Consider the following 24,010-nt stretch of genomic DNA (forward strand, 5'->3'; position numbering starts at 1 on the left):
TGGTTGAGCTGCCTCAGACTTCCCGACGAATAGGGGACGTAGGCGGGTAGGCCGGATAGCACCGGCTGACGTGAGCGAACTAAACGGTAGGCAGCCAATGTCAGCTTGTTGCGTCGCGCGGCTTCGCGGGCCCGGTCCGACAGTTTCACGTGATGCTCCTCCGCTGGAGACGATTTCCAGGAGTCGATGTGCCTTCCGGTGGACGAGGCGACGCTATCGTGTGCGCGTCATCGTCGAACGGCGATTCGAGATCGGAGACGTGGTGCGCAATCCCCTCGCATGGCGCGCAACGAAGTACGACGGCATCGCCACGCTGAGTGCATCCCGGGACCCTCAGGCGCTGGCGCCGTCGTCGCGGCTCTCTGCCCAGCTCGTCGCAGACTTCTATGCTCGCGTTCTCCCGGTGTACGCCCGCGGACGGCTGCTGGACCTCGGCTGCGGCGCCCAGCCCCTCTACGGCGCATATCGCAACCGCGTCTCCTACGCCGTCGCGGCCGACTGGCCCTCGTCCCTGCACGCGACAAGCAACATCGACGCCTTCTGCGACCTCACGCAGCCGCTTCCCTTCAGGGACGGCTCGTTCGACACGGTGCTGTTCAGCGACGTGCTGGAGCATCTTCCCGATCCGGCGCTGGCTCTTCGGGAGATCGCCCGGATCCTCGCACCGAGTGGAGTGCTTCTCATGAACACCCCGTTCATGTACTGGATCCACGAGGCGCCTCACGACTACCTGCGCCATAGCCGCTATTCGCTCACCCGGCTCGCTGAGGAGAGTCGGCTGGATGTCGTCGAGGTCGCCGGCCTCGGCGGCGCCGGGGACGTCCTCGTCGACATCGTGTCGAAGTGCCTCCTCGGCGTGCCCGTGCTGGGATCGATCTGCGTCCGGCTCCTTCAGGGGATCGCTGTCTCACGCAGGAACGGACCCATCGCGACGGCGCTACGAAAGAGGACTGAGACTCACTTCCCGCTCGGCCACGGCATGGTCGCTCGGAAACGCGCCGCCGCCTAATGTCGCTCGGCGAGACATGGCCGCAACGATCAGACACCACGACAGCCCGCACACGATCGCCAGGAGGGCCAGACCCGGCGGATGCCAAGCCGCATCCGAGGTCGATTCCCAGCGGCCGTCCTCGTCCCGGAGCACTTTCAGGAGACAGGCGACCCACGACACCGCCAGCACTGCCGCGCAGGGCACCAGTAGTTTGAGGCTCGGCGGCCGCGTGGCGCGACGCTCGATGACGATCCCCGCGAGCAACACGAAGCCCACGGCGAGCGGGAGGCCGTAGCGTCCCTGCCACATGACACCCTTGCCGGCCTTCGTCACCACCGTCAGGCCGAACGGCAGCGCCATGGCGAGGACCGCGGACGCGATGACGACGAGGGCTTCACGACGACGCGCGAGGCGAACCGCTCCGACCACGAGGGCTGACACCGCCAGCACCACGACTGGGTAGACGATCGCTGCACCGGGTTGATCGCGGAAGGGAAAGGCGGCGATCGTCTGCAGGGGCCACAGGATCACGGTGGCCCACGGCCAGTCGCTGCCCCCTTGTTGCTCGCCACCGCCGACGCCACGCACCAACCACAGCCAGCCGACAGCCCACACGACGGACAAGGCCACCGCCAGGACGCAGCAGAGGGCCGTCGGGATATGACGACGAATCACGTCGATCGCACGTCGGCCGTGCAGGATCGCGGCGGTCGCGACGATCAGCAGGATGAAGAGGGGCCCGAGAAGTCGCAGGAACCCGAGTAGGACCGCGGCGAGAGCCGCAACGACCAACATCCGCCGCTCGAGGCGCACGTCGGCTACATCGGGCACGGCGATGAGACTGCACCAAAGCGCAAGTCCGGCGGCCATCTCAAGGCCGTTCGGAGCGGCCACAACCGTCGAGAACACGAGGACAGGTGTGAGCGCGAGGACGAATCCGATCCCACTCCAACCTGGTGGTCCGCGCCGCGAGATCGCCCAGGCGCCCAGCCCGATGAACAGGAGGCACACAAGCGCAGACGTGATCCGCATGGCGTAGAGAGCAGCATCACCAGTGAAAGGCTGCGCTGCGGTGCCGATCACCCAGTAGAAGAGCGGGTTGTACGTGCCAGCTCCAGAGCCGACCCAGACATGGCCGTCGCCGGCGTCGCCCGCGGAGTGGCAGTTGTCGTAGCCGACGTAGCCGAGAGATGCACACTGGTTCTCAGCCGCGTCCACCAGATCCGCCGGCGCTCGGACGAGGATGCCGCGACCGACCCTGACCGGCTGCGTCGCCCGCCACTGCCCGTCCGCGACGGCGGCGGCACGGTAGGCATGGTCGAACTCGTCACTCGCACGGAAAGGCGGGACGACGGCGATCCAGAGCGCCTGCAGCAAGGCAACCGCCAGGACCATTCGAATGACGAACAGCCGCGGAGTCGAAGGGGCTAGGAAGAGCGTCCTCATGTCATCTCGCAGACTAGGCGAGACAGCCTCGGCGATCAGCCTCCGAACGGGCCATTCGGGTAGCCCGATCCAACCACCTGCGCCCGCTGATCACTCCGAGGCAGCAACCCACCGATCGAGGACGGCCTGCGCTGCTCCGGAGTCGATAGCCTTGGAGGCCTCCAGGAGCCCCGCGGACAGCGCATCGCGCAGGTCAGCTCCGGCGTCGTGCGCGTAGACCGCGAGCGCGGCACCGGCGTTGAGCACCACGGCATCGCGGACCGGCCCCTGCTCCCCGGCCAGCACCCGGCGTACGACGTCGGCGTTGAAGGCGACGTCGCCGCCGCGGAGCGCCTCCGCGCTAGCCAGCGGAATGCCGAGGTCGCGCGGGTCGACTGAGTGCATCGTCACCGAGCCGCCGGACACCTGCCAGATCTGCGAGGTCGTCGTGGTGGTGAGCTCGTCGAGCCCGTCGTCGCCGCGGAAGACCCACGCGTCGACGCCTCGCTCAGCGAAGACGCCGGCCATGACGGGCGCCATCCGGAGGTCGGCGCACCCGATGGCGTTCGCCTGCGGACGGGCGGGGTTGCTCAGCGGCCCGAGGAAGTTGAAGGTCGTCCCGATCCCGAGCTCGCGGCGCGGGACGGCCGCATAGCGCATCGCGGGGTGGAAGGCCGCCGAGAAGAGGAACGTGATGCCGGCCGTCTCCGCGACGGACGCGACACGGTCGACCGGAAGGTCGAGCCGGATGCCGAGCGCCTCGAGGACGTCTGCGGACCCCGACTTGGACGAGGCCGACCGGTTGCCGTGCTTGACGACCTTCGCGCCCGCACCGGCCGCCACGATCGCCGACATGGTGGAGATGTTGACCGACATCGACCGGTCACCGCCGGTGCCGACGACGTCGAGGAGCCGCCCGGGCACCGCGATCGGGTTGGCTCGGGCGAGCATGGCGTCAGCCAGTCCCCGGACCTCGTCGGTTGTCTCGCCCTTCGCGCGCAGAGCGACGGCGAAGCCGGCGATCTGGGAGTCCGTCGCCTGGCCGCCGAGGATCTCCCCCATCGCCCAGGCCGCCTGCCCGGCGGACAGGTCCTCGCGCGCGACGAGGGCCCCGAGCACGTCGGGCCAGGTGACGTCAGCCATCGTCAGGCGGTGGCGGGCACGCGGCTGCGCAGCAGCGCGACCACTGTCTGGGCGAGGACGATCGGGTGCGAGACCGCCGCGTCCGCGCGTGACCACGTGGCCAGCCACGCGTCCTGCGGCCGCCCGGTCAGGACGACCAGCGGCGGACACTCGTAGATCTCGTCCTTGAGCTGCTTGGCGATGCCGATGCCTCCCGCCGGGACCGCCTCACCGTCGAGGATGGCCAGGTCGATGCCGCCGGCGTCCATGTTCTGGATGACGATGGGCTCGGTCGCGACCTCGACGTACTCCACCTCGGGGAGATCCGGGTGCGGGCGCCGCCCGAGCGCGAGGATGACCTGTTGGCGGACGTCGATGTCGTCGCTGTACACGAGCACCCTCAACGACTGGGGCGGCTTCTGCGCGGTCACGCGCCGGACTCTACTCCCCCGGCGCGTGGCTGGCCTGGGAGTGGCGCGCCGCTTGCTCGCGCGCCTCCAGGAGGTCCAGCCGCCGGTCCTCGCGGGCGGCCTCCTTGAGCGATGCCCGCACCCACTGGGTGAAGAGCACACCGAAGAACGCCAGCGCGACGAGGTCGCCGGCGCCCCACAGGATGCCGCCGGCCAGGTGCTGGTCGGCGTGAGGGTCGGGCAGCCACGAGCCCATCGGGCCGTGGTGCAGGTCGGGATACCAGGAGCCGCCGAGCAGGTCGGTCTGGCTCATGATCGCGATGCCGAGGAACGCATGGAACGGCAGCGTCAGGAAGATGAGCAGGAGCCGGAAGGGGTAGGCCACCCGCCCCGGCACCGGGTCGATGCCCATGAGCGGCCAGAAGAACAGGGAGCCGACGAGCACCAGGTGCAGGTGCATCATCTCGTGCACGTAGTCGGAGTGCAGCGAGGCCGTATACCACCCCGAGAAGTAGAGGGCCCACGGGGAGACGACGTACAGCATCAGGGTGAGCGGCGGGAAGGACAGCACCTTCGCCGCGCGGGAGTGGAGCACGGCGAGCAGCCACCGCCGCGGGGAGCCCCGCAGCGTGCGCAGCGCGAGGGTCACGGGTGCCCCGAGAGCGAGCGCGAGCGGCACCACCATCGAGAGCACCATGTGTTGGACCATGTGCACCGAGAGCAGGGTGGTGTCGTACGCCGCCAGGCCCGACGACGTGGCGAGGTAGAAGAACCCCATCCCGACGACCACGAAGGCGATCGTGCGACCCACCGGCCAGCGGTCGCCGCGCCGCCTCAGCGTGGACACGCCCCAGAGGTAGAGGCCCGCCCCCCAGACGGTCACGATGAACGGGATCGGGGCGATCCCCCACTCCGTGACCAGCCGCGACAGCCCGAAGGCAGGGAGGTCCGGAGCGGTGCTGAGCGGGGGGACGACCACCCTGTGAACTCTATGACGGGCGCGGAGAGGGGGCCGGGGTGCCCTCGGGAATGAGGACCGCCATAATGGGCCCGTGGCGACTGCTTCCGCTCTTCCGGCATCCCGACTGACGGGTCAGCACGACCGACCGAGCATGGTCAGCGTGGGGACGATCATCTGGCTCTCCAGCGAGCTGATGTTCTTCGCGGCCCTCTTCGCGGCGTACTACACGATCCGCTCGGTGAGCCCGGAGCTGTGGGCCCAGAACACCTCCCACCTGAACGTGCCGTTCGCCTCCGTGAACACGACGATCCTGGTGCTCTCCTCGGTGACCTGCCAGATGGGCGTCTTCAAGGCCGAGGCCGGCAAGGTCGGCCGCTCCGGCGGGCTGCTGAACGTCGCCGGCTGGGGCCTGCGCGAGTGGTTCGTCCTGACCTACATCATGGGCGCGATCTTCATCGCCGGCCAGGCCACCGAGTATGCCTCCCTGATCCAGGAGGGCATCACGATCCCGAGCTCGGCCTACGGGACGATGTTCTACCTGACGACCGGGTTCCACGGTCTCCACGTCACCGGCGGACTGATCGCCTTCCTGTTCGTCCTCGGTCGGACCTACATCGCGCGGACGTTCACCCACGAGCAGGCCGTCAGCGCCATCGTCGTCTCGTACTACTGGCACTTCGTGGACGTGGTCTGGATCGGCCTGTTCGCCACGATCTACATCATCAAGTGACGCGTCGCAGACTGAGTGAGGACTTCACTGTGCTTCAATTGCCCGGGCGTTTCCTGAGCCGCTCCGCCGGTCGTCTCTCGCGGCACCGTCGCGGCCCCGTCGCCGGACTGGTGGTGCTCGTTCTCGGCCTGATGCTCACGGGCGGGCTCTACGCCGCGCTCTCCCCCAGCTCGTCGGCCTCCTCGGCCGCGAACGACGAGGAGCTGATCAAGCAGGGCCGTGAGCTCTTCCTGGTCGGCTGCTCCTTCTGCCACGGCGAGAACGGCCAGGGCCAGACCGACGTCAACGGCAAGCTGATCGGTCCGAGCCTCGTCGGCGTCGGCGCCGCGGCCGTCGACTTCCAGGTCGGCACCGGCCGCATGCCGCTCGCGCGCCCCGGCCAGCAGGGCCCCTCCAAGCCGCAGGCCTACAACGAGCAGGAGATCCAGGCGCTGGCGGCGTACGTCGCCTCCCTGGGCCCCGGCCCCGCCATCCCGACCTCGGAGGACTACTCGACCGCGGGGATGACCGACAAGGAGAAGGAGGAGGCGGTCGTCCGCGGTGGCCAGATCTTCCTGACCAACTGCACCGCCTGCCACAACTTCACCGGTGAGGGCGGCGCCATGCCGCGCGGCGGCTACGCCCCGAGCATCCTCAACACCTCGCCGCGCCACATCTACGAGGCCATGCTCACCGGCCCCGGCCCGATGGACGTCTTCTCCAACGGCAACCTCTCGCCCGAGGAGAAGCGCGACGTCATCGCCTACATCGAGTCGATGAAGGCCCAGCCCGGCTACGGCGGCTTCAGCCTCGGCAACCTCGGCCCCGTGAGCGAGGGCATGTTCGCCTGGCTCGTCGGCCTCGGCGCCTGCGTGGCGTTCGCGGTCTGGATCGCGGCCCACACCACCCGTTCGACCAGGAAGAAGAAGGAGTCGCAGGCGTGAGCGCCGAGAGCAGCCACGACACGGCACACGAGCCCGGGCACGAGCCCATGAACGTGGGCACGGACGCGCTCCTGCCCGACCCGGGCCTCCCGGGGCACCACTGGCGTCCGACCGATGTCGACACCAAGGCAGAGAAGCGCGCGGAGCGTCAGGTCGCCACCCTGTTCGGCCTCTCCGCGATCGCGACCGTCCTCTTCGTCGTCTTCTACATCACGCTCGAGACCGGCGTCGACGGTCCGACCTTCATCGGCCTCGGGGCCTCCAACGTGGCGCTCGGCGTCACCCTTGGCCTGGCCCTGCTCTTCATCGGCGTCGGCGTCATCCAGTGGGCACGCAAGCTCATGGGCGACCACGAGATCGTCGAGCAGCGCCACCCCGCCGCGTCCTCGGAGGCCGACCGCACCCAGACCCTCGCCGCGCTGAACGCCGGCCTCGAGGAGTCCGGCATCGGTCGTCGCCCCCTCGTCCGGAACTCGCTGATCGGCTCGGTGGCCCTCCTCGCGGCCCCCGCGATCGTCATGCTGCGCGACCTCGGCCCGCTGCCCAACGAGGTCGTCGGGACCTACCCGGGCGCCGGTCTGGAGCACACGGTCTGGAAGAAGGGCATGCGGGTCGTCCGCGACGTCGTGGGCACGCCGGTCAAGGCCTCCGACATGGAGATCGGCGACCTGTTCAACGCCGAGCCCGAGTTCCTCTTCCCGACTCAGGAGAACGGCTACCCGGAGCTGCCCGGCGACCAGAAGCAGATCGCCAAGGCCAAGGCCGCGATCGTGATGCTGCGGATGGACCCGGCCGACATCGTCAGCGAGGTCACCCGCAACTGGTCGGTCGAGGGCATCGTCGCCTACTCCAAGATCTGCACCCACGTCGGCTGCCCGATCTCGCTCAACGAGCGCACGACACACAACCTGCTGTGCCCCTGCCACCAGTCGACCTTCGACCTCGCCGACTCCGGCAAGGTCGTCTTCGGACCGGCCGGTCGGCACCTCCCCCAGCTTCCGCTGGGAGTCGACGACGAGGGCTACCTCATCGCGCTCAGTGACTTCCTCGAGCCGGTCGGCCCGAGCTACTGGCAGCGCGACACCAAGAGCCCCGAAGAAGTTGCTAAGGAGCTCCAGTGAGCATCGATACTTCCAAGGTGGCCAGCTCCAACAGGACCGCTGCCGTCGCTGGCAAGCCGTCGAAGGTCGGGGCCGCCGCCGGTTGGGCCGACGAGCGCCTCGGCCTCGCGGCGATGGGCAAGAAGAACCTGCGCAAGGTCTTCCCCGACCACTGGTCCTTCATGCTCGGCGAGATCGCCCTGTGGTCGTTCGTCGTGCTGCTGCTCTCCGGCGTCTTCCTGACGCTGTGGTTCCGGCCGTCGATGGCCGAGGTGACCTACCAGGGCTCCTACGACCAGATGCGCGGCATCTCGATGTCCGAGGCCTACGCCTCGGCGCTGCACATCAGCTTCGACGTGCGCGGTGGACTGCTCATGCGGCAGATGCACCACTGGGCGGCCATGCTCTTCATCGCGGCGATGATGATCCACCTGCTGCGCGTGTTCTTCACGGGCGCGCACCGCAAGCCGCGCGAGCTCAACTGGGTGATCGGCTGCCTCCTGCTGCTCCTCGGCACGCTCGAGGGCTTCACCGGCTACTCCCTGCCCGACGACCTGCTCTCCGGCACCGGCATCCGGGCCGCGGACGGCTTCATCAAGTCCATCCCGGTGGTCGGCACCTATGTCTCGTTCTTCCTCTTCGGAGGCGAGTTCCCGGGTGACTCGATCATCCCGCGTCTCTACACGATCCACGTGCTGCTGATCCCGGGCCTGCTGCTGGCGCTCATCGCCGCTCACATGCTGCTGCTCGTCTACCACAAGCACACGCAGTGGCCCGGCCCCGGCCGCACCGAGGAGAACGTCGTCGGCTTCCCGATGCTCCCGGTGTACGCCGCCAAGGCCGGTGGGTTCTTCTTCGTGGTCTTCGGCATCACCGCGGTCATGGGCGGCCTGATGTCGATCAACCCGGTCTGGAAGTTCGGGCCCTACGACCCGACGAAGGTCACCGCCGGCTCCCAGCCGGACTGGTATATGGGCTGGCCTGACGGCGCACTGCGGATCATGCCGGGCATCGAGTCGCACTTCTGGGGCTCGACCTGGTCGTGGAACGTGTTCCTGCCCATCATCGTGCTGCCCGGTCTGCTCTTCACCGTGCTGCTCCTGCTGCCGTTCGTCGAGGCCTGGATCACCGGGGACAAGCGCGAGCACCACCTGCTCCAGCGTCCGCGCAACGCGCCGACCCGCACGGCGACGATGGTCGCGCTGATGACGCTCTACGCGTCGTTCTGGATGGCCGGCGGCAACGACCTGATCGCGATCAAGCTGCACGCCTCGATCAACCAGATCACCTACATCCTCCGGGCGGGCGTCTTCATCTTCCCGATCATCGCCTTCATCATCGCCCGCCGGGTCTGCGTCAGCCTGCAGCGTCACGACAACGAGACGCTGCTCCACGGCTACGAGACCGGCGTCATCATGCGGACACCGGAGGGCTCCTACTACGAGAAGCACCTCCCGCTTCCCGAGGCGGAGGCCTACACGATCACCGTTCGCGACCGCAGCGCCGGGCAGCTCGAGCCGGCGCCCGGTGCCGACGGGAACGGCGTACGGGCGCCGAAGCGGGCGCTGGCCGGCCTCCGCACCAAGGTCCGCACGATGTACTACGCCGACGACATCGACAAGCCGACCCCCGAGGAGCTCGAGGAGGCGCGTCACCACGCCGAGCACGAGGCTCACGAGCTGGCCGCGCTCGACGGTCACTCCGCTGAGGGTCACCACTTCGACGGCCGCCACGCGGTCTCCGAGGAGCCCATCCGTCCCGAAGGCGGATACCACCACTGAGCTGAGTCTCGTTGGTCGAGTAGCGAGCGTATCGAGACCCGTATCGAGAACGGGTCTCGATACGGGTCTCGCCTAGCGGCTCGGGCTACTCGACCGACCAGAGCACCGGATCGACCTACGAGAGCGCCGGAGCAACGGTCTCTCGATGCGGAGGGTTGACGTGTCAGATCCTGTGGACGTGCAGTTCGGACTCGACACCTTCGGTGACGTGACGTGGGGCGCCGACGGCAACCCCCTCCCCCACGCCCAGGTGCTCCGCCACGTCGTCGAGGAGGCGGTGCTGGCCGACCAGGTCGGCATCGACGCCTTCAGCGTCGGCGAGCACCACCGCCCCGACTTCGCGATCAGCGCGCCCGAGGTCGTGCTGGGCACGATCGCGGGGAGGACCGAGCGCATCCTCCTCGGCACCGCCGTCACGGTGCTCAGCTCCGACGACCCGGTGCGCGTCTACGAGAGGACGGCGACGTTGGACGCGCTCTCGAGCGGGCGAGCCGAGGTCACCCTGGGCCGCGGCTCGTTCACCGAGTCGTTCCCGTTGTTCGGGTTCGACCTCGCCGACTACGAGCGCCTCTTCAGCGAGAAGCTGGACCTGTTCGCCCAGCTGCGCAGCGAGCGGCACGTGACCTGGAAGGGCAGTGTGCGGGGCCCGGTCGACGCCGAGGTCCACCCGAAGACCGAGCGCGGCTCCGTGCGCGCCTGGGTGGGCGTCGGTGGATCACCGGAGTCGGTCGTCCGCGCGGCGCGCTACCGGTTCCCGCTGATGCTGGCCATCATCGGCGGCGACCCGGCACGCTTCGCGCCGTACGCCGAGCTCTTCCACCGCGCGCTCGACGAGCTGGTCCCGCCGGACGGCGGCGACGACGCCGTCGACCTGCCGATCGGCGTCCACTCCCCCGGCTTCGTGTGGGAGGACGACGCCGAGGCCGCGGACCAGCTCTTCCCGCATTTCAAGGCCAACCGGGACCGCATCGGCGCCGAGCGTGGCTGGCCGCCGGCGACTCGTGCCGAGTATGACAACGAGATCGCCCACGGCTCCCTCTACGTGGGCTCGCCCGAGACGGTGGCACGCAAGATCGCGCGGACCATCCAGGTCCTGGGAGCGACCCGGTTCGACCTCAAGTACAGCAACGGCACGATGCCGCACGAGCAGCTGATGCGCTCGATCGAGCTCTACGGGACCAAGGTGGTCCCCCGTGTGCGCGAACTGCTCGCCCAGGCGCCGGCACAGGCGCCGGCACGGCCCTCAGAGAGCTGAGCCCTTCGCGTACTGGCTGAACCGCTCGTTCCAGTCGCCGTAGCCGTTGGTGAGGGTCATGGGGCGGTCCGTGCCCGTGTACTCCACGACGTCGCCGCGGCGACTCAGGTCGTAGAGCCACTTCGCATTGGCCGTGCTCATGCCGGTGCAGCCGTGCGAGACGTTGGCGTAGCCCTGGGACCCGACCGACCACGGCGCGGCGTGGATGAACTCGCCGGAGTAGGTCAGGCGCATCGCCCACTGGACGTTGTCGAGGTCGTAGTACTCGGAGCTGTTCTTGCCGATCCCGATGGTCTCCGAGCGCATCCGCTTGCTCGCGAACTTCTCGATGATGACCTTCGTCCCCGAGCGGGTCGTGAACCCGGCCTTGCCGGTGGTGATCGGGAGCGTGCGCAGCAGCCTCTTGTTGACCCACACCTTCATCTGGTGTGTCTGGGTGTTGACGCGGTAGACGTGGGCGTCGCCCACGTGGAACGTGAGCTTGCGGTTCTCCTGACCGTAGACGCCGTTGCCGGCGGGCACGGAGCGGATGGCGACGTCGACGGCGACCTTGGTGCCGGGCTGCCAGTACGACGCCGGCCGCCAGTGGGCCTCGTGGTCGCTGATCCAGTGCCACGTGCCCTTCTGAGCGGGCGTGCTGGTCACCGTCATGTGCCGCTGGATGGCCTTCTTGTTCGTGACGGCGACGTCGAAGGTCACGATCACCGGCATGCCGACACCGACCGTCTCGCCGTTGAGTGGCGCGACCGAGGGGTAGGTCTGTTGGGCCAGCGTCAGCGCCTGCGTGCGGAAGCGGACCCGCTGCTGGGTCGTGCCGCCCTGCTCGCCGCGGGCGGTGGCTCGCACGGTGTAGAGCGTGTTGGGCTCCAGGAGGTCGTCAGCCGTCCAGGAGGCACCGTCCGCGGCCAGGGAGCCCGTGACCGTGGTCGTGCCGCCGGAGATGCTGACGTCCTCGAGGTGCCCCGCGGTCGCCGTGAGGCTGACCCGGCGGTCGACGGGAACATCCCGCTCGCCCCGGCTGACGTTGGAGGAGATTGCGACCGGGTCCGACGGCGCCGAGGTCGACGGGGTCGCGGAGCTGGTGGAGGACGGCTCGGTCCCACCCGCGGTCGGCACGCTGGTGTCGGCGTTGCACGCCGTCAGCAGGGTCGCGGCGGTGACGGCTGCGAGCAGCAGCACGCCAGGTCGGGCCGTGCGCATGATCCCCATGGCGATCTCCAGACAGGATGACTCGATCGGTCAGGCCGCTGGGCTAGACCGCGGCCACCTTAACTTCCACTGCCCTCTGAGACGAAAAGCCCCGCCGAAGGGTTGTCATCGGCGGGGCTTTCGTGATCAGTTCGTGATCAAGTGGTGTGCGTCCCAGGCGTCGCTCAGTGGGCGTGCTCGCCTCGGTAGTACTCGAAGACCAGGCCAGCGAGCGAGAGGGCACCGAGGACGCCACCGATGATCATCAGCCAGTAGGCGCCCAGCGCGCCGCCGTAGGTGATGACCGCGAGGCTTGCGGCGCACCACAGCGGCCACCAGGAGTACGGCGGGAAAAAGCCGAGCTCGCCGGCGCCGTCGGCGATCTCAGCGTCCTTGCGGTCCTCCGGACGCGGGTCCATGCGCTTGGCGTGGAACCCGAGGTAGAGCGACACCATGCCGGTCAGCAGCGTGGTCATCGTGAGCGCCGAGGTGCCCGTCCAGTCGAGACCGTGCTCGGAGGCGCTGGTGACCAGCGCGTAGGCCGGCGTGACGAGCACCAGGAAGATGGTGCAGGCCACGAAGATCCAGGTCTCGGACTTCATCGGTCCTCACCTTCCGTGCGCGTGGACTTGCCGGGGACGTGAACGAGGAGCTCGTCCTCGGACTCGAGCTCGAGGGCCGCGATCTCCGGGTGGTGCAGGTCGAACGCCGGGGCCTCCGAGCGGATCCGCGGGAGGGTCACGAAGTTGTGGCGCGGCGGCGGGCAGGAGGTCGCCCACTCCAGGGAGCGGCCCCAGCCCCACGGGTCGTCGACCTCGACCTTGGGCGCCTTGCGGGTGACCCAGAGGTTGAGGAACCACGGGACCATCGACAGGCTCAGGAGGAACGCGCCGACCGTCGAGATCTGGTTGAGCGTCTCGAAGCCGTCGGAGGGCAGGTAGTCGGCGTACCGCCGGGGCATGCCCTCGACGCCGAGCCAGTGCTGCACGAGGAAGGTGGTGTGGAAGCCGACGAACAGGATCCAGAAGTGGATCTTGCCGAGGCGCTCGTTGAGCATCTTGCCGGTCAGCTTGGGCCACCAGTAGTAGAACCCGGCGAACATCGCGAAGACGACGGTGCCGAAGACGACGTAGTGGAAGTGGGCCACCACGAAGTAGGAGTCCGACACGTGGAAGTCGAGCGGCGGGCTGGCCAGGATGACGCCGGTGAGGCCACCGAAGAGGAAGGTGGTCAGGAAGCCGATCGACCACAGCATGGGGGTGTCCAGACTGACGGAGCCGCCCCACATCGTGCCGATCCAGTTGAAGAACTTCACGCCGGTCGGGACTGCGATGAGGAAGGTCATGCCGGAGAAGAACGGCAGGTCGACCGCGCCGGTGACGAACATGTGGTGCGCCCACACGGCGACCGAGAGGATCGCGATGCCGACTGTCGCGCCGACGAGGCCGATGTAGCCGAAGATCGGCTTGCGGCTGAAGACGGGCAGGATCTCGGTGATGATGCCGAAGAAGGGCAGCGCGATGATGTAGACCTCGGGGTGCCCGAAGAACCAGAACAGGTGCTGCCACAAGATGGCTCCGCCGTGCGAGGCGTCGAAGACGTGAGCGCCGAGCTGGCGGTCGGCCTCCAGGGAGAGCAGCGCGCCGGCGAGCACGGGGAACGCGATCAGCACGAGCAGCGAGGTGATGAGCGTGTTCCACACGAAGATCGGCATCCGGAACATCGTCATGCCGGGCGCACGCATGCAGATGATGGTCGTGATGAAGTTGACCGCACCGAGGATGGTGCCCAGACCGGCCATCCACAGACCCATGATCCACAGGTCACCGCCGACACCGGGGCTGCGAACGGCGTCCGACAGCGGCGTGTAGGCGAACCAGCCGAAGTCGGCCGCACCGAGGGGAGTCAGGAACCCCGAGGCGGCGATGAGGCCGCCGAAGAGGAACAGCCAGTAGCTGAACATGTTCAGCCGCGGGAAGGCGACGTCGGGAGCGCCGATCTGCAGCGGCATGATCGCGTTGCCGAAGGCGAAGAACAGCGGCGTGGCGAACAGCAGCAGCATGATCGTGCCGTGCATCGTGAACAGCTGGTTGTACAGCTCGTCGTTGACGATCTGGTTGCCCGGGAACGCGAGCTCGGCACGGATGATCAGGGCCATCACGCCGCCGAGGAGGAACCAGCAGAACGCCGTGACGAAGTAGAGCTTGCCGATGAGCTTGTGGTCCGTCGTCGTCAGCAGCCGGTAGGCCTGCTGACCGAGCGGTCGCCGGCCGCCCGGAGTCGCCGTGGTGGGCGATGCTGTCGCGGTCACTTGTTCGCTCCTTCAGATTCGGTGCTCTGGCCACCCTCGCTGCCGGCCAGCTCGTTCAGGCCGGCCTGGGTGTGAGCGTCCTCGCCACCGAGCAACGGCTTCGAGGTCTCCCGGCCCTTGCTCTGCAGGCCCTGAAGGTAGGCCTGGTACTCCTGGGGGCTGACGACCTTGACGTTGAACAGCATGCGGGAGTGCGAGACGCCGCAGAGCTCGTAGCACTTGCCGGCGAACGTGCCGGTGCGGGTGGGGGTGATCGCGTAGTGGTTCACGCGACCGGGGACGACGTCCATCTTCATGAGGAAGGCGGGGACGCCGAAGTCGTGGATCACGTCGGGGCTGTGCAGGTTGAACCGCGTGGTCTCCCCCAGCGGCAGCACCAGTGTCGGGATGTGCTGCGCCGTGCCGAGCTCGTAGACATAGCTGGAGTACGGGAACTTGTCGTCCGTCGGGTCGTTGTCCGCCGAGCCGTCGCGGGTGCCGAGGCCGTAGTTGAAGGTCCACTGCCACTGCTGGCCGACGACCTCGATGGTGTTGTCGACGTGGCCCTCGTCGAGCATCTCGTTCTGCGTGCGGACCGTGTGCGTGAAGAACACGATGACCATGAGGACGGGCGCGATCGTGTAGAAGATCTCGATCGGCAGGTTGTAGCGGGTCTGGATCGGGATGTCCGCCTCGCTGCGGCGGCGGTAGCGCCAGATCGCCCAGAGGATCAGGCCCCACACGATGACGCCGGTGACCAGCGCGGCGATCCACGCGCCCTGCCACAGGGACAGGTTGTGCTCGCCCTGTGCCGAGGCCGGGTCGGGCATCGCGGCGCGCCGCCACTCGGCCCTGGTCTCGGCCGCGCAGCCGGACAGCAGCACGACGGCGGCGGAAGCCATCACGGCCAGCAGGGACGTCTTCCCCGCCGGTCGCCGGCCCCCCGTCTTTCCGGGCAAGTGCAGACCCACGAACGAGCCTCTCTCTCGAGCAGTCACGGCTAGTGACCCGGGCCCGCATGCGGGCACGAGTTCACAGGTCGCAGACTAGCGGAAGCGGTCCCTCCAACCGCCCGGGGGGTGCCCCCGCGGGCGACCTCCTAAGGTTTGGTCTGTGACCTCTCCCGCGGTCTACCTCGACGCGGCCTCTGCCGAGCCGCTGCATCCCGCTGCGCTGGCCGTCCTCTCGGCCGCTCACGAGCGTGGGTACGCCGACCCGCGCCGGCTGCACGGGCCCGGCCGGGACGCTCGGCTGCTGCTCGACAACGCTCGCGAGGTCGTTGCCGAGAGCCTCGGGGTGCGCCGCGACGAGGTGATGTTCACGTCGTCCGGGACCGCGGCCGTCCACGCCGGAGTGGCCGGGCTGGCGGTCACTGCCGGTGCCGGCGGGATCGTGACGTCGGCGGTCGAGCACCAGTCGGTGACCGACGCCGCCCAGTGGATCGCCCAGTGGCTCGCCCAGTGGGTGTCCCCGCAGGTGGCGCAGCGGCCCGCGATGGAGGTGGTCGAGGCGCCGGTCGACCGCCTTGGCAGGGTCGACCTGGACGAGATGTCACGCCTGGCGAGCGGGGCCGCACTGGTCGCCCTGCAGCAGGCGAACCACGAGGTGGGGACGGTCCAGCCGGTGGCCGAGCTGGCCGCGACGACGTCGGGCCCGCTCTTCGTCGACGCATGCGCGTCCATGGGCCGTCTGCCGCTGCCGGACGGGTGGACCGCACTCGCCGGGTCGGCCCGCAAGTGGGGCGGTCCGGGTGGGGTCGGCGTACTCCTCGTGCGCAAGGGCGCCTCCTGGACCTGGCCGTTCCCCGGCGACCCGCACGGCACGGCGGAGCAGGGCTTCACCAACGTCGCGGGCGCGCTGGCGGCGGCCGCGGCCCTGCAGGCGATGGTCGCCGAGCGCGACGAGGTCGGCTCGCGGCAGCGCGAGCTCATCGACCTGGTGCGGGCCGGCGTCACCCGGATCCCGGACGTCGACCTCGTCGGGGACCCGGTCGACCGGCTCCCCCACCTGGTGACGTTCTCGTGCCTCTACGTTGACGGGGAGGCGCTGGTGACCGAGCTCGACCGGCGCGGCTTCGGGATCGCGAGCGGGTCCGCCTGCGCCGTCGACACCCGGGAGCCGTCGCGCGTGCTCGGTGCGATGGGCGCGCTCACGCATGGCAACGTGCGGCTCTCGCTCGCCCGGGATGCCACCCGCGACGACGTCGAGCGGTTCCTGGCCGTCCTGCCCGACGTGGTGAGGGCGCTCCGCGCGGAGGTCGCGCTGTGAGCGGCGAGCGACTGCTGGACTGCCGTGGCCTGCCCTGCCCGCGTCCGATCATCGAGCTGGCGCGCCACCTGCCCGAGGTCGCGGTGGGCGACGTGCTGGCGGTGGCCGCGGACGACCCGGCGGCGCGGCACGACGTGCCGGCGTGGTGTCGGCTGCGGGGCCAGGAGTACGCCGGCGTCGAGACCGCGCCCGACGGCGTCCCGGTCTACCTGGTCAGGCGCGTGACCTGACGGGTCAGGCCAGGAACGGCGCCACCTCGGCGGCCGACTCGTCGCCGTAGCTCTCACTCAGCCGGTCGAGGAACTGCTGGTGGGTGAAGGAGTACTCCTGCGTGCCGACCGTCTCCACGACGTACGCCGCGAGGGTGCAGCCGACCTGAGCGGCCCGCTCGACGCCGAGGCCCCACGTGGTGGCCGCGAGGAACGCAGCCCGGAAGGCGTCGCCGACGCCCGTGGGCTCGAGGGCCGCCACGTTCTTGCACGCCGCGACCACGATGGGGTCCTCGCCCTGGCGGGTGATGCGGACGCCGTCGGCACCCAGCGTGGTCACCTGCGTGCCGACACGCGCGAGCACCTCCGCGGCGCTCCAGCCGGTCTTGGACTCGATGAGGTGGGACTCGTACTCGTTGGAGAACAGGAACGCAGCGCCGTCCACGAGCTTCTGGATCAGGTCGCCACTGCCGAAGGCCAGCTGCTGGCTCGGGTCGGCGATGAACGCATAGCCGCGCTGGCGGCACTCCTCGGTGTGGCGCAGCATCCCGTCGGGGTCGTCGGCTCCGATGAGGACATAGGCCGGCTCGCCGACCGCCTTCACGATCGGCGCCAGCTCGATGAGCCGCGCCTCCGACATGGCGCCCGGGTAGAAGCTGGCGAACTGCGCCATCGTGTCGTCGGTGGTGCACACGAAGCGGGCGGTGTGCTTGGACTCCGACACGTGCACGTGGTCGCAGTTGACGTTGTGGCGCTCGAGCCAGGACCGGTAGTCCCCGAAGTCCTCGCCCACCGCGCCCACCAGCACGGGGTTCAGCCCGAGCCGGCCGAGGCCGAAGCAGATGTTGGCCGCGACGCCGCCGCGACGGATCTCGAGGTCGTCGACGAGGAAGCTCACCGACAGCTTGTCGAGCTGCTCGACGACGAGGGAGTCCGCGAACTTTCCACGGAAGGTCATCAGGTGGTCGGTCGCGATCGAGGCGGCGATCAGAAGGGCTCCAGACACGTGCCGAGACACTACCCGCAGGTACCGCTAGGAGTACCCATCGGTAGTGCCTAACGTCGTCTGTATGAGTGACGAGCAGCCGGCCACGGGACTCGCCTACGAGGACCCGGCGACCCCGTCGGAGCTCCACGCGGACTGCCGCGCGGCCGACGCCCGGCTCTCGCCCCGGTCCCCTCTCGAGACGATCGCGCGGGCCGCCGCCCGACCCGCACCCAGCATCCGCTTCGAGGACTTCCCTCGGGAGGTCGCGAAGGCGGAGATCCACCCTGCCGTGGCCGCCCGACGCATCGCCGCCGCACTCGACCTGGACCTCGACTGACCCCTCCGCATCATCTCCTTGTGATGGCAACAGCCCCCGCCCGTGATCCGGGCGGGGGCTGTTGTGTGGTTCAGTGGCGGCGTTCAGTGGCGGCTCAGTGGAACGAGTCGCCGCAGGCGCAGGAACCCGTGGCGTTCGGGTTGTCGATCGTGAAGCCCTGCTTCTCGATCGTGTCGACGAAGTCGATCATCGCGCCGTTGAGGTAGGGCACGCTCATCCGGTCGACGACGACGCCCACGCCGTCGAAGTCGGTGACGACGTCCCCGTCGAGGGTGCGCTCGTCGAAGAAGAGCTGGTAGCGCAGGCCGGAGCAGCCACCCGGCTGCACGGAGATGCGCAGCGAGAGGTCGTCACGACCCTCCTGCTCCAGCAGGCTCTTCACCTTGGCGGCCGCCACGGGGCTCAGGTTGATGCTGTCGGCGCGGCGCTCGAAGGCGGTGTCGGTCATGGTGGCTCCCTGGTTGATCGGGTGCGGGGGTCTGTCCTGGGGTCAAGTCTCGCACACCGTCGGTTATTCCCCCCCGATCGCGCGAGGTGCCCAGTTGACTCGGCTGCTCAGCGCGAGACTCAGCGCGACCAGCTGCGCGCCACCCGCTGGGCGAGGGCGGCCAACGACCCGGCAGGGTCGGCGAGAGCGCGCTCCTCCCCGAGGAGGTCGACGAGGGAGTACGCCGACTCGACGCCGAGCGCCCGCATCTCTCGTGAGCCGACGTCGACCCGCCCGGCCAGCACCACGCACGGGCGGGCGGCCGCTCCGGCGATCTCGGCGACGCCGTAGGGAACCTTGCCCGAGCGGCTGGAGAAGTCGAACGCGCCCTCCCCGGTGATGACGAGGTCGGCCCGACGGGCCCGTTCAGCCAGCTCGACGGCCTCGGCGACCAGGGCGATGCCGGGCCGGCGCACGGCGCCGAGGAGCATCAGCGCGTAGCCGAGACCGCCTGCCGCGCCGGCGCCCCGGCTCAGCGCCAGCCGCCGGTCCGCCGCGCCGGCGAGATCCTGCAGGGCGCCGTCGAGCGCTGGCAGCTGCTCCTCGGTGAGACCCTTCTGCGGCCCGAACGTCTTCGTCGCGCCGAAGAGGCCGGTCAGCGGGCTGTCGACGTCGGTGGCGGCGACGATCTCGAGGTCCGGGCGTTGCGGGAGCGTCAGCCGCGTGATGCCCGCGAGCGCGGCGCCGCCCTGGTCGAGCGGCCGGTCGGCCGTCGCACCGAGGGCCGCCAGGAGGCCGGCGCCGCCGTCGTTCGTCCCGCTGCCGCCGAGCCCGACCACGACACGCCGGGCGCCAGCGTCCCCGGCGGCGAGAAGGAGCTCACCGACGCCGTACGTCGTGGCGCTCTCCGCCTCCTTGCCGCCCGTGAGCGCGAGTCCGCACGCCTGGGCGGACTCGACATACGCCGTGGTCCCGGCCAGGAGGATCGTGGCCGGGACGGAGCCGCCGTGGGGACCGGTCACGGTCACCGCGAGCAGCTCGCCGCCCAGCGTCGCCTGCAGGACGTCGACGAACCCGGGTCCGCCGTCGGCCATGGGTGCCACGTCGATCTCGTCGCCGGGCGCGTGGCGCCGCCAGCCCTCGGCGATGGCGTCCGCCGCCTCGACGGCGGTCAGCGTGCCGGCGAACTTGTCGGGCGCCACGAGGATCCTCATGGCGAGCACCCTAAGACCTCTCTACGCTGACGGCGGTGGAGATCAGGCCCATGCGCCCCGAGGACGTGAGCGCGGCCGAGGCGCTCAGCGACGACGCGTTCTTCGAGCTGGAGCTCAGCAGCCGAAGCCGTGGCGCCGCAGACCCACAGCGGCGTGCACCGGCCCACTCCGCCGAGTGGCTCAGGCGCACCCAGCACCTGCTCGCGACCGACCCCGGCGGGTGCTGGGTCGCGGACGGCGATCAGGGGATGGTCGGCTTCGCGACGTCGTTCGTGCGGGAGACGACGTGGTTCCTGGCGACGTACGCCGTCCGGCCGAGCCTCCAAGGGCAGGGCATCGGGACCGCCCTGCTGGCGGCGGCCCAGCACCATGGTCGCGCCTGCCTGCACGCGATGCTGTCGGCGTCGGAGGACCCACGGGCCGTACGGCGCTACAAGCTCGCCGGCTTCGACCTGCACCCCCAGATGCATCTGAGCGGCGAGGTCGACCGCACGACCATCCCGATCATCGAGAAGGTGCGGGAGGGCAGTGCATCGGACGTCGAGCTCATGGACTCCCTCGATCGCGCCGCTCGGGGCGCGGCGCACGGCCCCGACCACGAGCACCTGCTCTCGACCATGCGGCTGCTGGTCTCCGACAGCACGACCGGGTCCGGGTATGCCTACCTCGACCACCGCGGCCGGGTGGCGCTGCTGGCGGCCGACAACCGGCGCACCGCGACCCGGCTGCTCTGGGCCGCTCTGGCCGACGCCACCGGGCCAGTGGTCGTCCCTCACCTCACGGCGGCCAACCAGTGGGCGCTCGACGTCGGGATCGCCGCGCGCCTGCGGCTCGGCCAGTCGGGCTACCTCGGGCTGAAGGGCCTCAAGCCGCCGGCGCCGTACATCCACCACGGCGCGCTGCTTTGATGTGCTGGTGCCGCCGACCGGCTGCGCCGAGCATCGTTCACCTGGGAGGAGGGGAGGGTGGAGGTGCAGGTCACGCCTGACGCCTCGTGGGACCGGGTCCAGCACCTGACGACGTGAACGTACGATGCGGTCATGACGACCGTCGACCTCCCGCTGCTGCCGCTGGGCCGTGGCATCGACCTCGACTCCGAGCGCGGCGTCGAGTGCCCCGGCGACCTGCCTCCGGCCTCCGACCCCTCCCTGGTGGCGCGTGCCCGCGCGGCCAAGGCGGCCCTCGGAGATCGGGTGTTCGTCCTGGGTCACCACTACCAGCGCGACGAGGTCATCGAGTTCGCCGACGTCACCGGCGACTCCTTCAAGCTCGCCCGCGACGCGGCGGCGCGCCCGGACGCCGAGTACATCGTCTTCTGCGGTGTGCACTTCATGGCGGAGTCGGCCGACATCCTGACCGGCCCCGAGCAGAAGGTCATCCTGCCCGACCTCGCCGCGGGCTGCTCGATGGCCGACATGGCGCGGCTCGGCCAGGTGGAGGCTGCCTGGGCGGCGCTGAAGGCCGCCGGCATCGCCGACCAGGTCGTCCCCGTGACCTACATGAACTCCAGCGCCGACATCAAGGCCTTCTGTGGCCGCAACGGCGGGGTCGTGTGCACGTCGTCGAACGCCGAGACCGTGCTGACCTGGGCGTTCGAGCGCGGCGAGAAGGTGCTCTTCCTGCCCGACCAGCACCTGGGCCGCAACACCGCGGTGCTCAAGCTCGGCATCGGTCTCGACAAGTGCGTCGTCTGGGACCCGTGGCTGCCCAACGGCGGCCTCACCGCCGAGGAGCTGGCCGACGCGACGATGATCCTGTGGAAGGGCCACTGCTCGGTGCATGGCCGCTTCTCCCCCGACACGATCGACGAGCTGCGCGCGACCATCCCGGGCATCCAGATCCTCGTGCACCCCGAGTGCCAGCACGAGGTCGTGCTCAAGGCCGACCTCGTGGGCTCGACCGAGTTCATCATCAAGACGATCGAGGCCGCGCCGGCGGGCTCCGCGTGGGCGGTCGGCACCGAGCTGAATCTCGTGAAGCGGCTCGCAGCCGCCCACCCCGACAAGCGCATCGTCTTCCTGGACCGCAACGTCTGCTACTGCAGCACGATGAACCGCATCGACCTGCCCCACTTCGTCTGGGCGATGGAGTCGCTGGTCAACGGTGTCGTGCCCAACGTCATCGAGGTCGACCCCGACACCGAGCACTACGCGAAGGTCGCCCTGGAGCGGATGCTCGAGCTGCCGGGCAAGACCGAGAAGGACTGACCCCTCTCTCCTTCTGGCGTCCTCAGCGCGGGAGGCGCACCCGGATCGTCGTGTCGCCGGGGCGGCTCTCGAGCCCGACCGTGCCGCCATGGGACTGCACGATCGCCTGCACGAGCGCCAGGCCGAGGCCTGCTCCTGACTCACCGGCGCGGTTGCGGGACTCGTCGCCCCGGACGAACCGCTCGAACGCATGCGCCGCGATGGCGGGCGGGAACCCCGGTCCGTCGTCGTGGACGTCGAACCCGTCGGCCAGGACCCGGACGGTCACGGTCGTCCCGGGTGGGGTGTAGCGGCTGGCGTTGCTGAGCAGATTCGTCACGACCTGGTGCAGGCGCTGCTCGTCGCCCGGCACGATGACCTCGGCCTGGGCCTCGGGATCGGCGCTGGAGGGCAGCACGAGCTGCCAACGCCGCTCGGTGTCCACGACGCGGGCGTCGGAGACCGCCTCGATGAGCAGGCGCGTGAGGTCGACCGGGTGGTGCTCGAGCGGTCGGCCGGCGTCGAGCCGCGCCAGCAGCAGGAGGTCCTCGACCAGCGAGGTCATCCGGCCGGACTCCTCCTCGACCTTCGCGAACGCGAGCGCCGCCGCCTCGCCGTCCTCGGGGTGCTTGCGAGCCAGCTCGGTGTAGCCGCGGATCGTGGTGAGCGGCGTGCGGAGCTCGTGGGAGGCGTCAGCGACGAACTGACGCACCTGCTGCTCGCTGCGGTGCCGAGCAGCGAGCGAGGACTCCACGTGCTCGAGGAGCGTGTTGAGGGCGTTGCCCACCTGACCGACCTCGGTGCGGGCGTCGGTGAGCCGCTCGGGCACGCGCTCGGTCACCTCGACGTCACCCGTGGCCAGCGGGATGCCCGCGACGGTGTGGGCGGTGGCGGCCACCTCGCGCAGCGGTCGGAGCTGGCGGCGTACGACGACCGTGCCGGCGCCGGCCGCGACCAGCACGCCCAGGAGCGTCAGGAGCGCCTCCCAGCGGATGAGACCGCCGATGGTGTCGTCCACCGTGGACGTCGGCAGACCGGTCACCGCGGTGACCGCCTCGCCGGACGGCAGCCGGGCGTCGAAGGCGACCACGCGGTAGGAGCCGTGGCCCGGCACGTCGACGGTGTGCGGCGTGCGGTCGGCGGGCACGTCGCCGAACTCGCTCAGGTCCGAGATCGTCGAGAACTCCTCGGCGTCGCGGCCGAGGATCTGTCCCTGGCCCCGCAACGAGCTGCCAGCGGCGGGGAGCACGACGCGCAGCGTCCCCGGGCCCAAGTTGCGGCCGCTCTCGGGGCCCGGGTGGGCGAGGGAGCGTACGTCGCCGTCGAGGCGGTCCATCAGCTGCTTGCGCATCGCGACCGTCGTGACCGTGCCGATGAGCAGGCACACCAGGGCCACGAGGGCGACGGCCGTGACCACCAGCCGCGAGGTGAGCGTGGCGAAGAGCCTCATCAGGTGGCCGGCTTGAGCACGTAGCCCGCCCCACGCAGCGTGTGGATCATCGGCGGCCGGCCGGCGTCGATCTTCTTGCGCAGGTAGGAGATGTAGAGCTCGACCACGTTGGCCTGGCCACCGAAGTCGTAGTTCCACACGCGATCGAGGATCTGGGCCTTCGACAGCACGCGACGCTGGTTGCGCATCAGGTAGCGCAGCAGCTCGAACTCCGTCGCCGTCAGGCTGATCTCGTCCTCGCCGCGGAAGACCTCATGGCTGTCCTCGTCGAGCCGCAGGTCGCCGACGGTGAGCACCGAGCTGGACGCCTGCCGCCGTGCGCCGGCACGCCGCATCAGGCCCCGCAGCCGGGCGACGACCTCCTCGAGCGAGAACGGCTTCGTGACGTAGTCGTCGCCACCCGCCGTCAGCCCCGCGACCCGGTCCTCGACGGCGTCCTTGGCGGTGAGGAAGACGACGGGAAGGTCGGGCTGGGTCGTCCGCACGCGGCGCAGCACCTCGAGGCCGTCGAAGTCGGGCAGCATCATGTCCAGCACGACCGCGTCGGGCTCGAACTCCTTGGCCGCGGCCACCGCCTTGGTGCCCGTGTGCGCCGTCTGGACCTGCCAGCCCTCGTAGCGCAGCGCCAGACCGATCAGCTCGGCGATGTTGACCTCGTCGTCGACGACGAGGACCCGCAGCGGGGAGCCGTCGGGGCGGGACAGGGTCTCGGCGTCGGTCATGGCTCTACAGTCTCCTCGCAATCTGTGAGAAGT

General features: G+C 69.8%; 24 protein-coding genes. 11 read left to right on the forward strand and 13 right to left on the reverse strand.

The genetic code is table 11. The annotated features are described in order from the left end of the window. The first annotated feature begins 262 nt into the window (after positions 1-262). The gene (locus ACYQ1K_RS08840; RefSeq protein WP_459982475.1) at positions 263-1,009 is read left to right on the forward strand and encodes a class I SAM-dependent methyltransferase; all 747 of its coding nucleotides are present in this window, start codon (positions 263-265) and stop codon (positions 1,007-1,009) included. Here the strand turns inward: ACYQ1K_RS08840 and ACYQ1K_RS08845 are convergent. The 4 genes from ACYQ1K_RS08845 to ACYQ1K_RS08860 form a co-directional block, all read right to left on the reverse strand. Beyond that, complete coding sequence (locus tag ACYQ1K_RS08845; protein ID WP_459982476.1) at positions 938-2,437, reverse strand: DUF2142 domain-containing protein; 1,500 nt, start codon at positions 2,435-2,437, stop codon at positions 938-940. The genes ACYQ1K_RS08840 and ACYQ1K_RS08845 overlap by 72 nt on opposite strands. Positions 2,438-2,527: 90 nt before the next feature. Continuing rightward, entirely contained in the window at positions 2,528-3,559 is a 1,032-nt protein-coding gene (gene trpD / locus ACYQ1K_RS08850) for an anthranilate phosphoribosyltransferase (protein ID WP_459982477.1), read from the reverse strand. A 2-nt stretch (positions 3,560-3,561) separates the two neighbouring features. Further along, positions 3,562-3,969 (reverse strand): Rv3143 family two-component system response regulator, encoded by a 408-nt coding sequence (locus tag ACYQ1K_RS08855; protein ID WP_459982478.1) that lies wholly within the window; start codon positions 3,967-3,969, stop codon positions 3,562-3,564. 10 nt (positions 3,970-3,979) lie between these two features. Next, positions 3,980-4,927 (reverse strand): cytochrome c oxidase assembly protein, encoded by a 948-nt coding sequence (locus ACYQ1K_RS08860; protein ID WP_459982479.1) that lies wholly within the window; start codon positions 4,925-4,927, stop codon positions 3,980-3,982. A gap of 73 nt (positions 4,928-5,000) precedes the next feature. Between ACYQ1K_RS08860 and ctaE the strand changes: the two genes are divergently transcribed. The 5 genes from ctaE to ACYQ1K_RS08885 all read left to right on the forward strand — a co-directional run bounded on the left by ctaE (position 5,001) and on the right by ACYQ1K_RS08885 (position 10,698). Continuing rightward, complete coding sequence (ctaE, locus tag ACYQ1K_RS08865; RefSeq protein ID WP_459982480.1) at positions 5,001-5,639, forward strand: aa3-type cytochrome oxidase subunit III; 639 nt, start codon at positions 5,001-5,003, stop codon at positions 5,637-5,639. A gap of 38 nt (positions 5,640-5,677) precedes the next feature. Next, positions 5,678-6,562 carry a cytochrome bc1 complex diheme cytochrome c subunit gene (qcrC, locus tag ACYQ1K_RS08870; protein ID WP_459982481.1) on the forward strand — a complete coding sequence of 295 codons (885 nt, stop codon included), beginning with the start codon at positions 5,678-5,680 and terminating at the stop codon, positions 6,560-6,562. Between the two features lie 47 nt (positions 6,563-6,609). Further along, entirely contained in the window at positions 6,610-7,683 is a 1,074-nt protein-coding gene (qcrA, locus tag ACYQ1K_RS08875) for a cytochrome bc1 complex Rieske iron-sulfur subunit (protein ID WP_459982757.1), read from the forward strand. Then, entirely contained in the window at positions 7,680-9,443 is a 1,764-nt protein-coding gene (qcrB, locus tag ACYQ1K_RS08880) for a cytochrome bc1 complex cytochrome b subunit (RefSeq protein ID WP_459982482.1), read from the forward strand. The genes qcrA and qcrB overlap by 4 nt, the downstream gene beginning before the upstream one ends. A gap of 160 nt (positions 9,444-9,603) precedes the next feature. Continuing rightward, positions 9,604-10,698 (forward strand): LLM class flavin-dependent oxidoreductase, encoded by a 1,095-nt coding sequence (locus tag ACYQ1K_RS08885; RefSeq protein ID WP_459982483.1) that lies wholly within the window; start codon positions 9,604-9,606, stop codon positions 10,696-10,698. Here ACYQ1K_RS08885 and ACYQ1K_RS08890 read toward each other — a convergent pair. From ACYQ1K_RS08890 to ctaC, 4 genes are all read right to left on the reverse strand, one after another. Further along, positions 10,687-11,907, reverse strand: coding sequence for a L,D-transpeptidase (locus tag ACYQ1K_RS08890; RefSeq protein ID WP_459982484.1), 1,221 nt, complete (start codon positions 11,905-11,907; stop codon positions 10,687-10,689). The genes ACYQ1K_RS08885 and ACYQ1K_RS08890 overlap by 12 nt on opposite strands. A gap of 164 nt (positions 11,908-12,071) precedes the next feature. Beyond that, the gene (locus ACYQ1K_RS08895; RefSeq protein WP_459982485.1) at positions 12,072-12,488 is read right to left on the reverse strand and encodes a cytochrome c oxidase subunit 4; all 417 of its coding nucleotides are present in this window, start codon (positions 12,486-12,488) and stop codon (positions 12,072-12,074) included. Further along, positions 12,485-14,197, reverse strand: coding sequence for an aa3-type cytochrome oxidase subunit I (ctaD, locus tag ACYQ1K_RS08900; protein ID WP_459982486.1), 1,713 nt, complete (start codon positions 14,195-14,197; stop codon positions 12,485-12,487). Before ctaD ends, ACYQ1K_RS08895 begins: the two co-directional genes overlap by 4 nt. Further along, positions 14,194-15,078, reverse strand: a complete 885-nt coding sequence (gene ctaC, locus ACYQ1K_RS08905) for an aa3-type cytochrome oxidase subunit II (protein WP_459982487.1) — start codon at positions 15,076-15,078, stop codon at positions 14,194-14,196. The genes ctaD and ctaC overlap by 4 nt, the downstream gene beginning before the upstream one ends. Positions 15,079-15,289: 211 nt before the next feature. Here ctaC and ACYQ1K_RS08910 point away from each other — a divergent pair, with 211 nt between their 5' ends. After that, positions 15,290-16,444: a cysteine desulfurase family protein gene (locus ACYQ1K_RS08910; RefSeq protein WP_459982488.1), complete on the forward strand. Its 1,155-nt coding sequence runs from the start codon at positions 15,290-15,292 to the stop codon at positions 16,442-16,444. Continuing rightward, the gene (locus ACYQ1K_RS08915) at positions 16,441-16,674 is read left to right on the forward strand and encodes a sulfurtransferase TusA family protein (protein WP_459982489.1); all 234 of its coding nucleotides are present in this window, start codon (positions 16,441-16,443) and stop codon (positions 16,672-16,674) included. The genes ACYQ1K_RS08910 and ACYQ1K_RS08915 overlap by 4 nt, the downstream gene beginning before the upstream one ends. A 4-nt stretch (positions 16,675-16,678) precedes the next feature. Here the strand turns inward: ACYQ1K_RS08915 and ACYQ1K_RS08920 are convergent, their stop codons facing one another. Beyond that, a complete protein-coding gene (locus ACYQ1K_RS08920) occupies positions 16,679-17,659 on the reverse strand; it encodes a carbohydrate kinase family protein (RefSeq protein WP_459982490.1) in 981 nt (326 codons plus the stop codon). A gap of 64 nt (positions 17,660-17,723) precedes the next feature. Here ACYQ1K_RS08920 and ACYQ1K_RS08925 point away from each other — a divergent pair, with 64 nt between their 5' ends. Further along, on the forward strand, positions 17,724-17,978 hold the full coding sequence (locus tag ACYQ1K_RS08925; protein ID WP_459982491.1) for a hypothetical protein: 255 nt from the start codon (positions 17,724-17,726) through the stop codon (positions 17,976-17,978). A gap of 94 nt (positions 17,979-18,072) precedes the next feature. On the opposite strand, the gene erpA is transcribed toward ACYQ1K_RS08925, so the two are convergent. Continuing rightward, positions 18,073-18,426, reverse strand: a complete 354-nt coding sequence (gene erpA, locus ACYQ1K_RS08930; RefSeq protein WP_459982492.1) for an iron-sulfur cluster insertion protein ErpA — start codon at positions 18,424-18,426, stop codon at positions 18,073-18,075. A gap of 119 nt (positions 18,427-18,545) precedes the next feature. Continuing rightward, positions 18,546-19,619: a glycerate kinase family protein gene (locus ACYQ1K_RS08935; RefSeq protein WP_459982493.1), complete on the reverse strand. Its 1,074-nt coding sequence runs from the start codon at positions 19,617-19,619 to the stop codon at positions 18,546-18,548. A gap of 35 nt (positions 19,620-19,654) precedes the next feature. Between ACYQ1K_RS08935 and ACYQ1K_RS08940 the strand changes: the two genes are divergently transcribed. Both ACYQ1K_RS08940 and nadA read left to right on the forward strand, forming a co-directional pair. Next, positions 19,655-20,527: a GNAT family N-acetyltransferase gene (locus ACYQ1K_RS08940; protein ID WP_459982494.1), complete on the forward strand. Its 873-nt coding sequence runs from the start codon at positions 19,655-19,657 to the stop codon at positions 20,525-20,527. A 132-nt stretch (positions 20,528-20,659) separates the two neighbouring features. Continuing rightward, a complete protein-coding gene (gene nadA / locus ACYQ1K_RS08945) occupies positions 20,660-21,826 on the forward strand; it encodes a quinolinate synthase NadA (RefSeq protein WP_459982495.1) in 1,167 nt (388 codons plus the stop codon). Between the two features lie 22 nt (positions 21,827-21,848). Here the strand turns inward: nadA and ACYQ1K_RS08950 are convergent, their stop codons facing one another. Together ACYQ1K_RS08950 and ACYQ1K_RS08955 are read right to left on the reverse strand one after the other, a co-directional pair. Further along, entirely contained in the window at positions 21,849-23,255 is a 1,407-nt protein-coding gene (locus tag ACYQ1K_RS08950) for a sensor histidine kinase (RefSeq protein ID WP_459982496.1), read from the reverse strand. Beyond that, the gene (locus ACYQ1K_RS08955; RefSeq protein ID WP_459982497.1) at positions 23,255-23,977 is read right to left on the reverse strand and encodes a response regulator transcription factor; all 723 of its coding nucleotides are present in this window, start codon (positions 23,975-23,977) and stop codon (positions 23,255-23,257) included. The genes ACYQ1K_RS08950 and ACYQ1K_RS08955 overlap by 1 nt, the downstream gene beginning before the upstream one ends. Positions 23,978-24,010: the final 33 nt, after the last annotated feature.

The organism is Nocardioides sp. AN3, assembly GCF_054653495.1.

Bases quoted from the DNA above. Each gene is read 5' to 3' on its own strand.
- ACYQ1K_RS08845 (WP_459982476.1), bottom strand. From the start codon at position 2,437: ATGAGGACGCTCTTCCTAGCCCCTTCGACTCCGCGGCTGTTCGTCATT.
- ACYQ1K_RS08890 (WP_459982484.1), bottom strand. From the start codon at position 11,907: ATGGGGATCATGCGCACGGCCCGACCTGGCGTGCTGCTGCTCGCAGCC.
- ACYQ1K_RS08935 (WP_459982493.1), bottom strand. From the start codon at position 19,619: ATGAGGATCCTCGTGGCGCCCGACAAGTTCGCCGGCACGCTGACCGCC.
- ACYQ1K_RS08950 (WP_459982496.1), bottom strand. From the start codon at position 23,255: ATGAGGCTCTTCGCCACGCTCACCTCGCGGCTGGTGGTCACGGCCGTC.
- erpA (WP_459982492.1), bottom strand. From the start codon at position 18,426: ATGACCGACACCGCCTTCGAGCGCCGCGCCGACAGCATCAACCTGAGC.
- ctaC (WP_459982487.1), bottom strand. From the start codon at position 15,078: ATGGCTTCCGCCGCCGTCGTGCTGCTGTCCGGCTGCGCGGCCGAGACC.
- ACYQ1K_RS08955 (WP_459982497.1), bottom strand. From the start codon at position 23,977: ATGACCGACGCCGAGACCCTGTCCCGCCCCGACGGCTCCCCGCTGCGG.
- qcrA (WP_459982757.1), top strand. From the start codon at position 6,610: ATGAACGTGGGCACGGACGCGCTCCTGCCCGACCCGGGCCTCCCGGGG.
- nadA (WP_459982495.1), top strand. From the start codon at position 20,660: ATGACGACCGTCGACCTCCCGCTGCTGCCGCTGGGCCGTGGCATCGAC.
- ACYQ1K_RS08925 (WP_459982491.1), top strand. From the start codon at position 17,724: ATGAGTGACGAGCAGCCGGCCACGGGACTCGCCTACGAGGACCCGGCG.
- trpD (WP_459982477.1), bottom strand. From the start codon at position 3,559: ATGGCTGACGTCACCTGGCCCGACGTGCTCGGGGCCCTCGTCGCGCGC.
- ACYQ1K_RS08895 (WP_459982485.1), bottom strand. From the start codon at position 12,488: ATGAAGTCCGAGACCTGGATCTTCGTGGCCTGCACCATCTTCCTGGTG.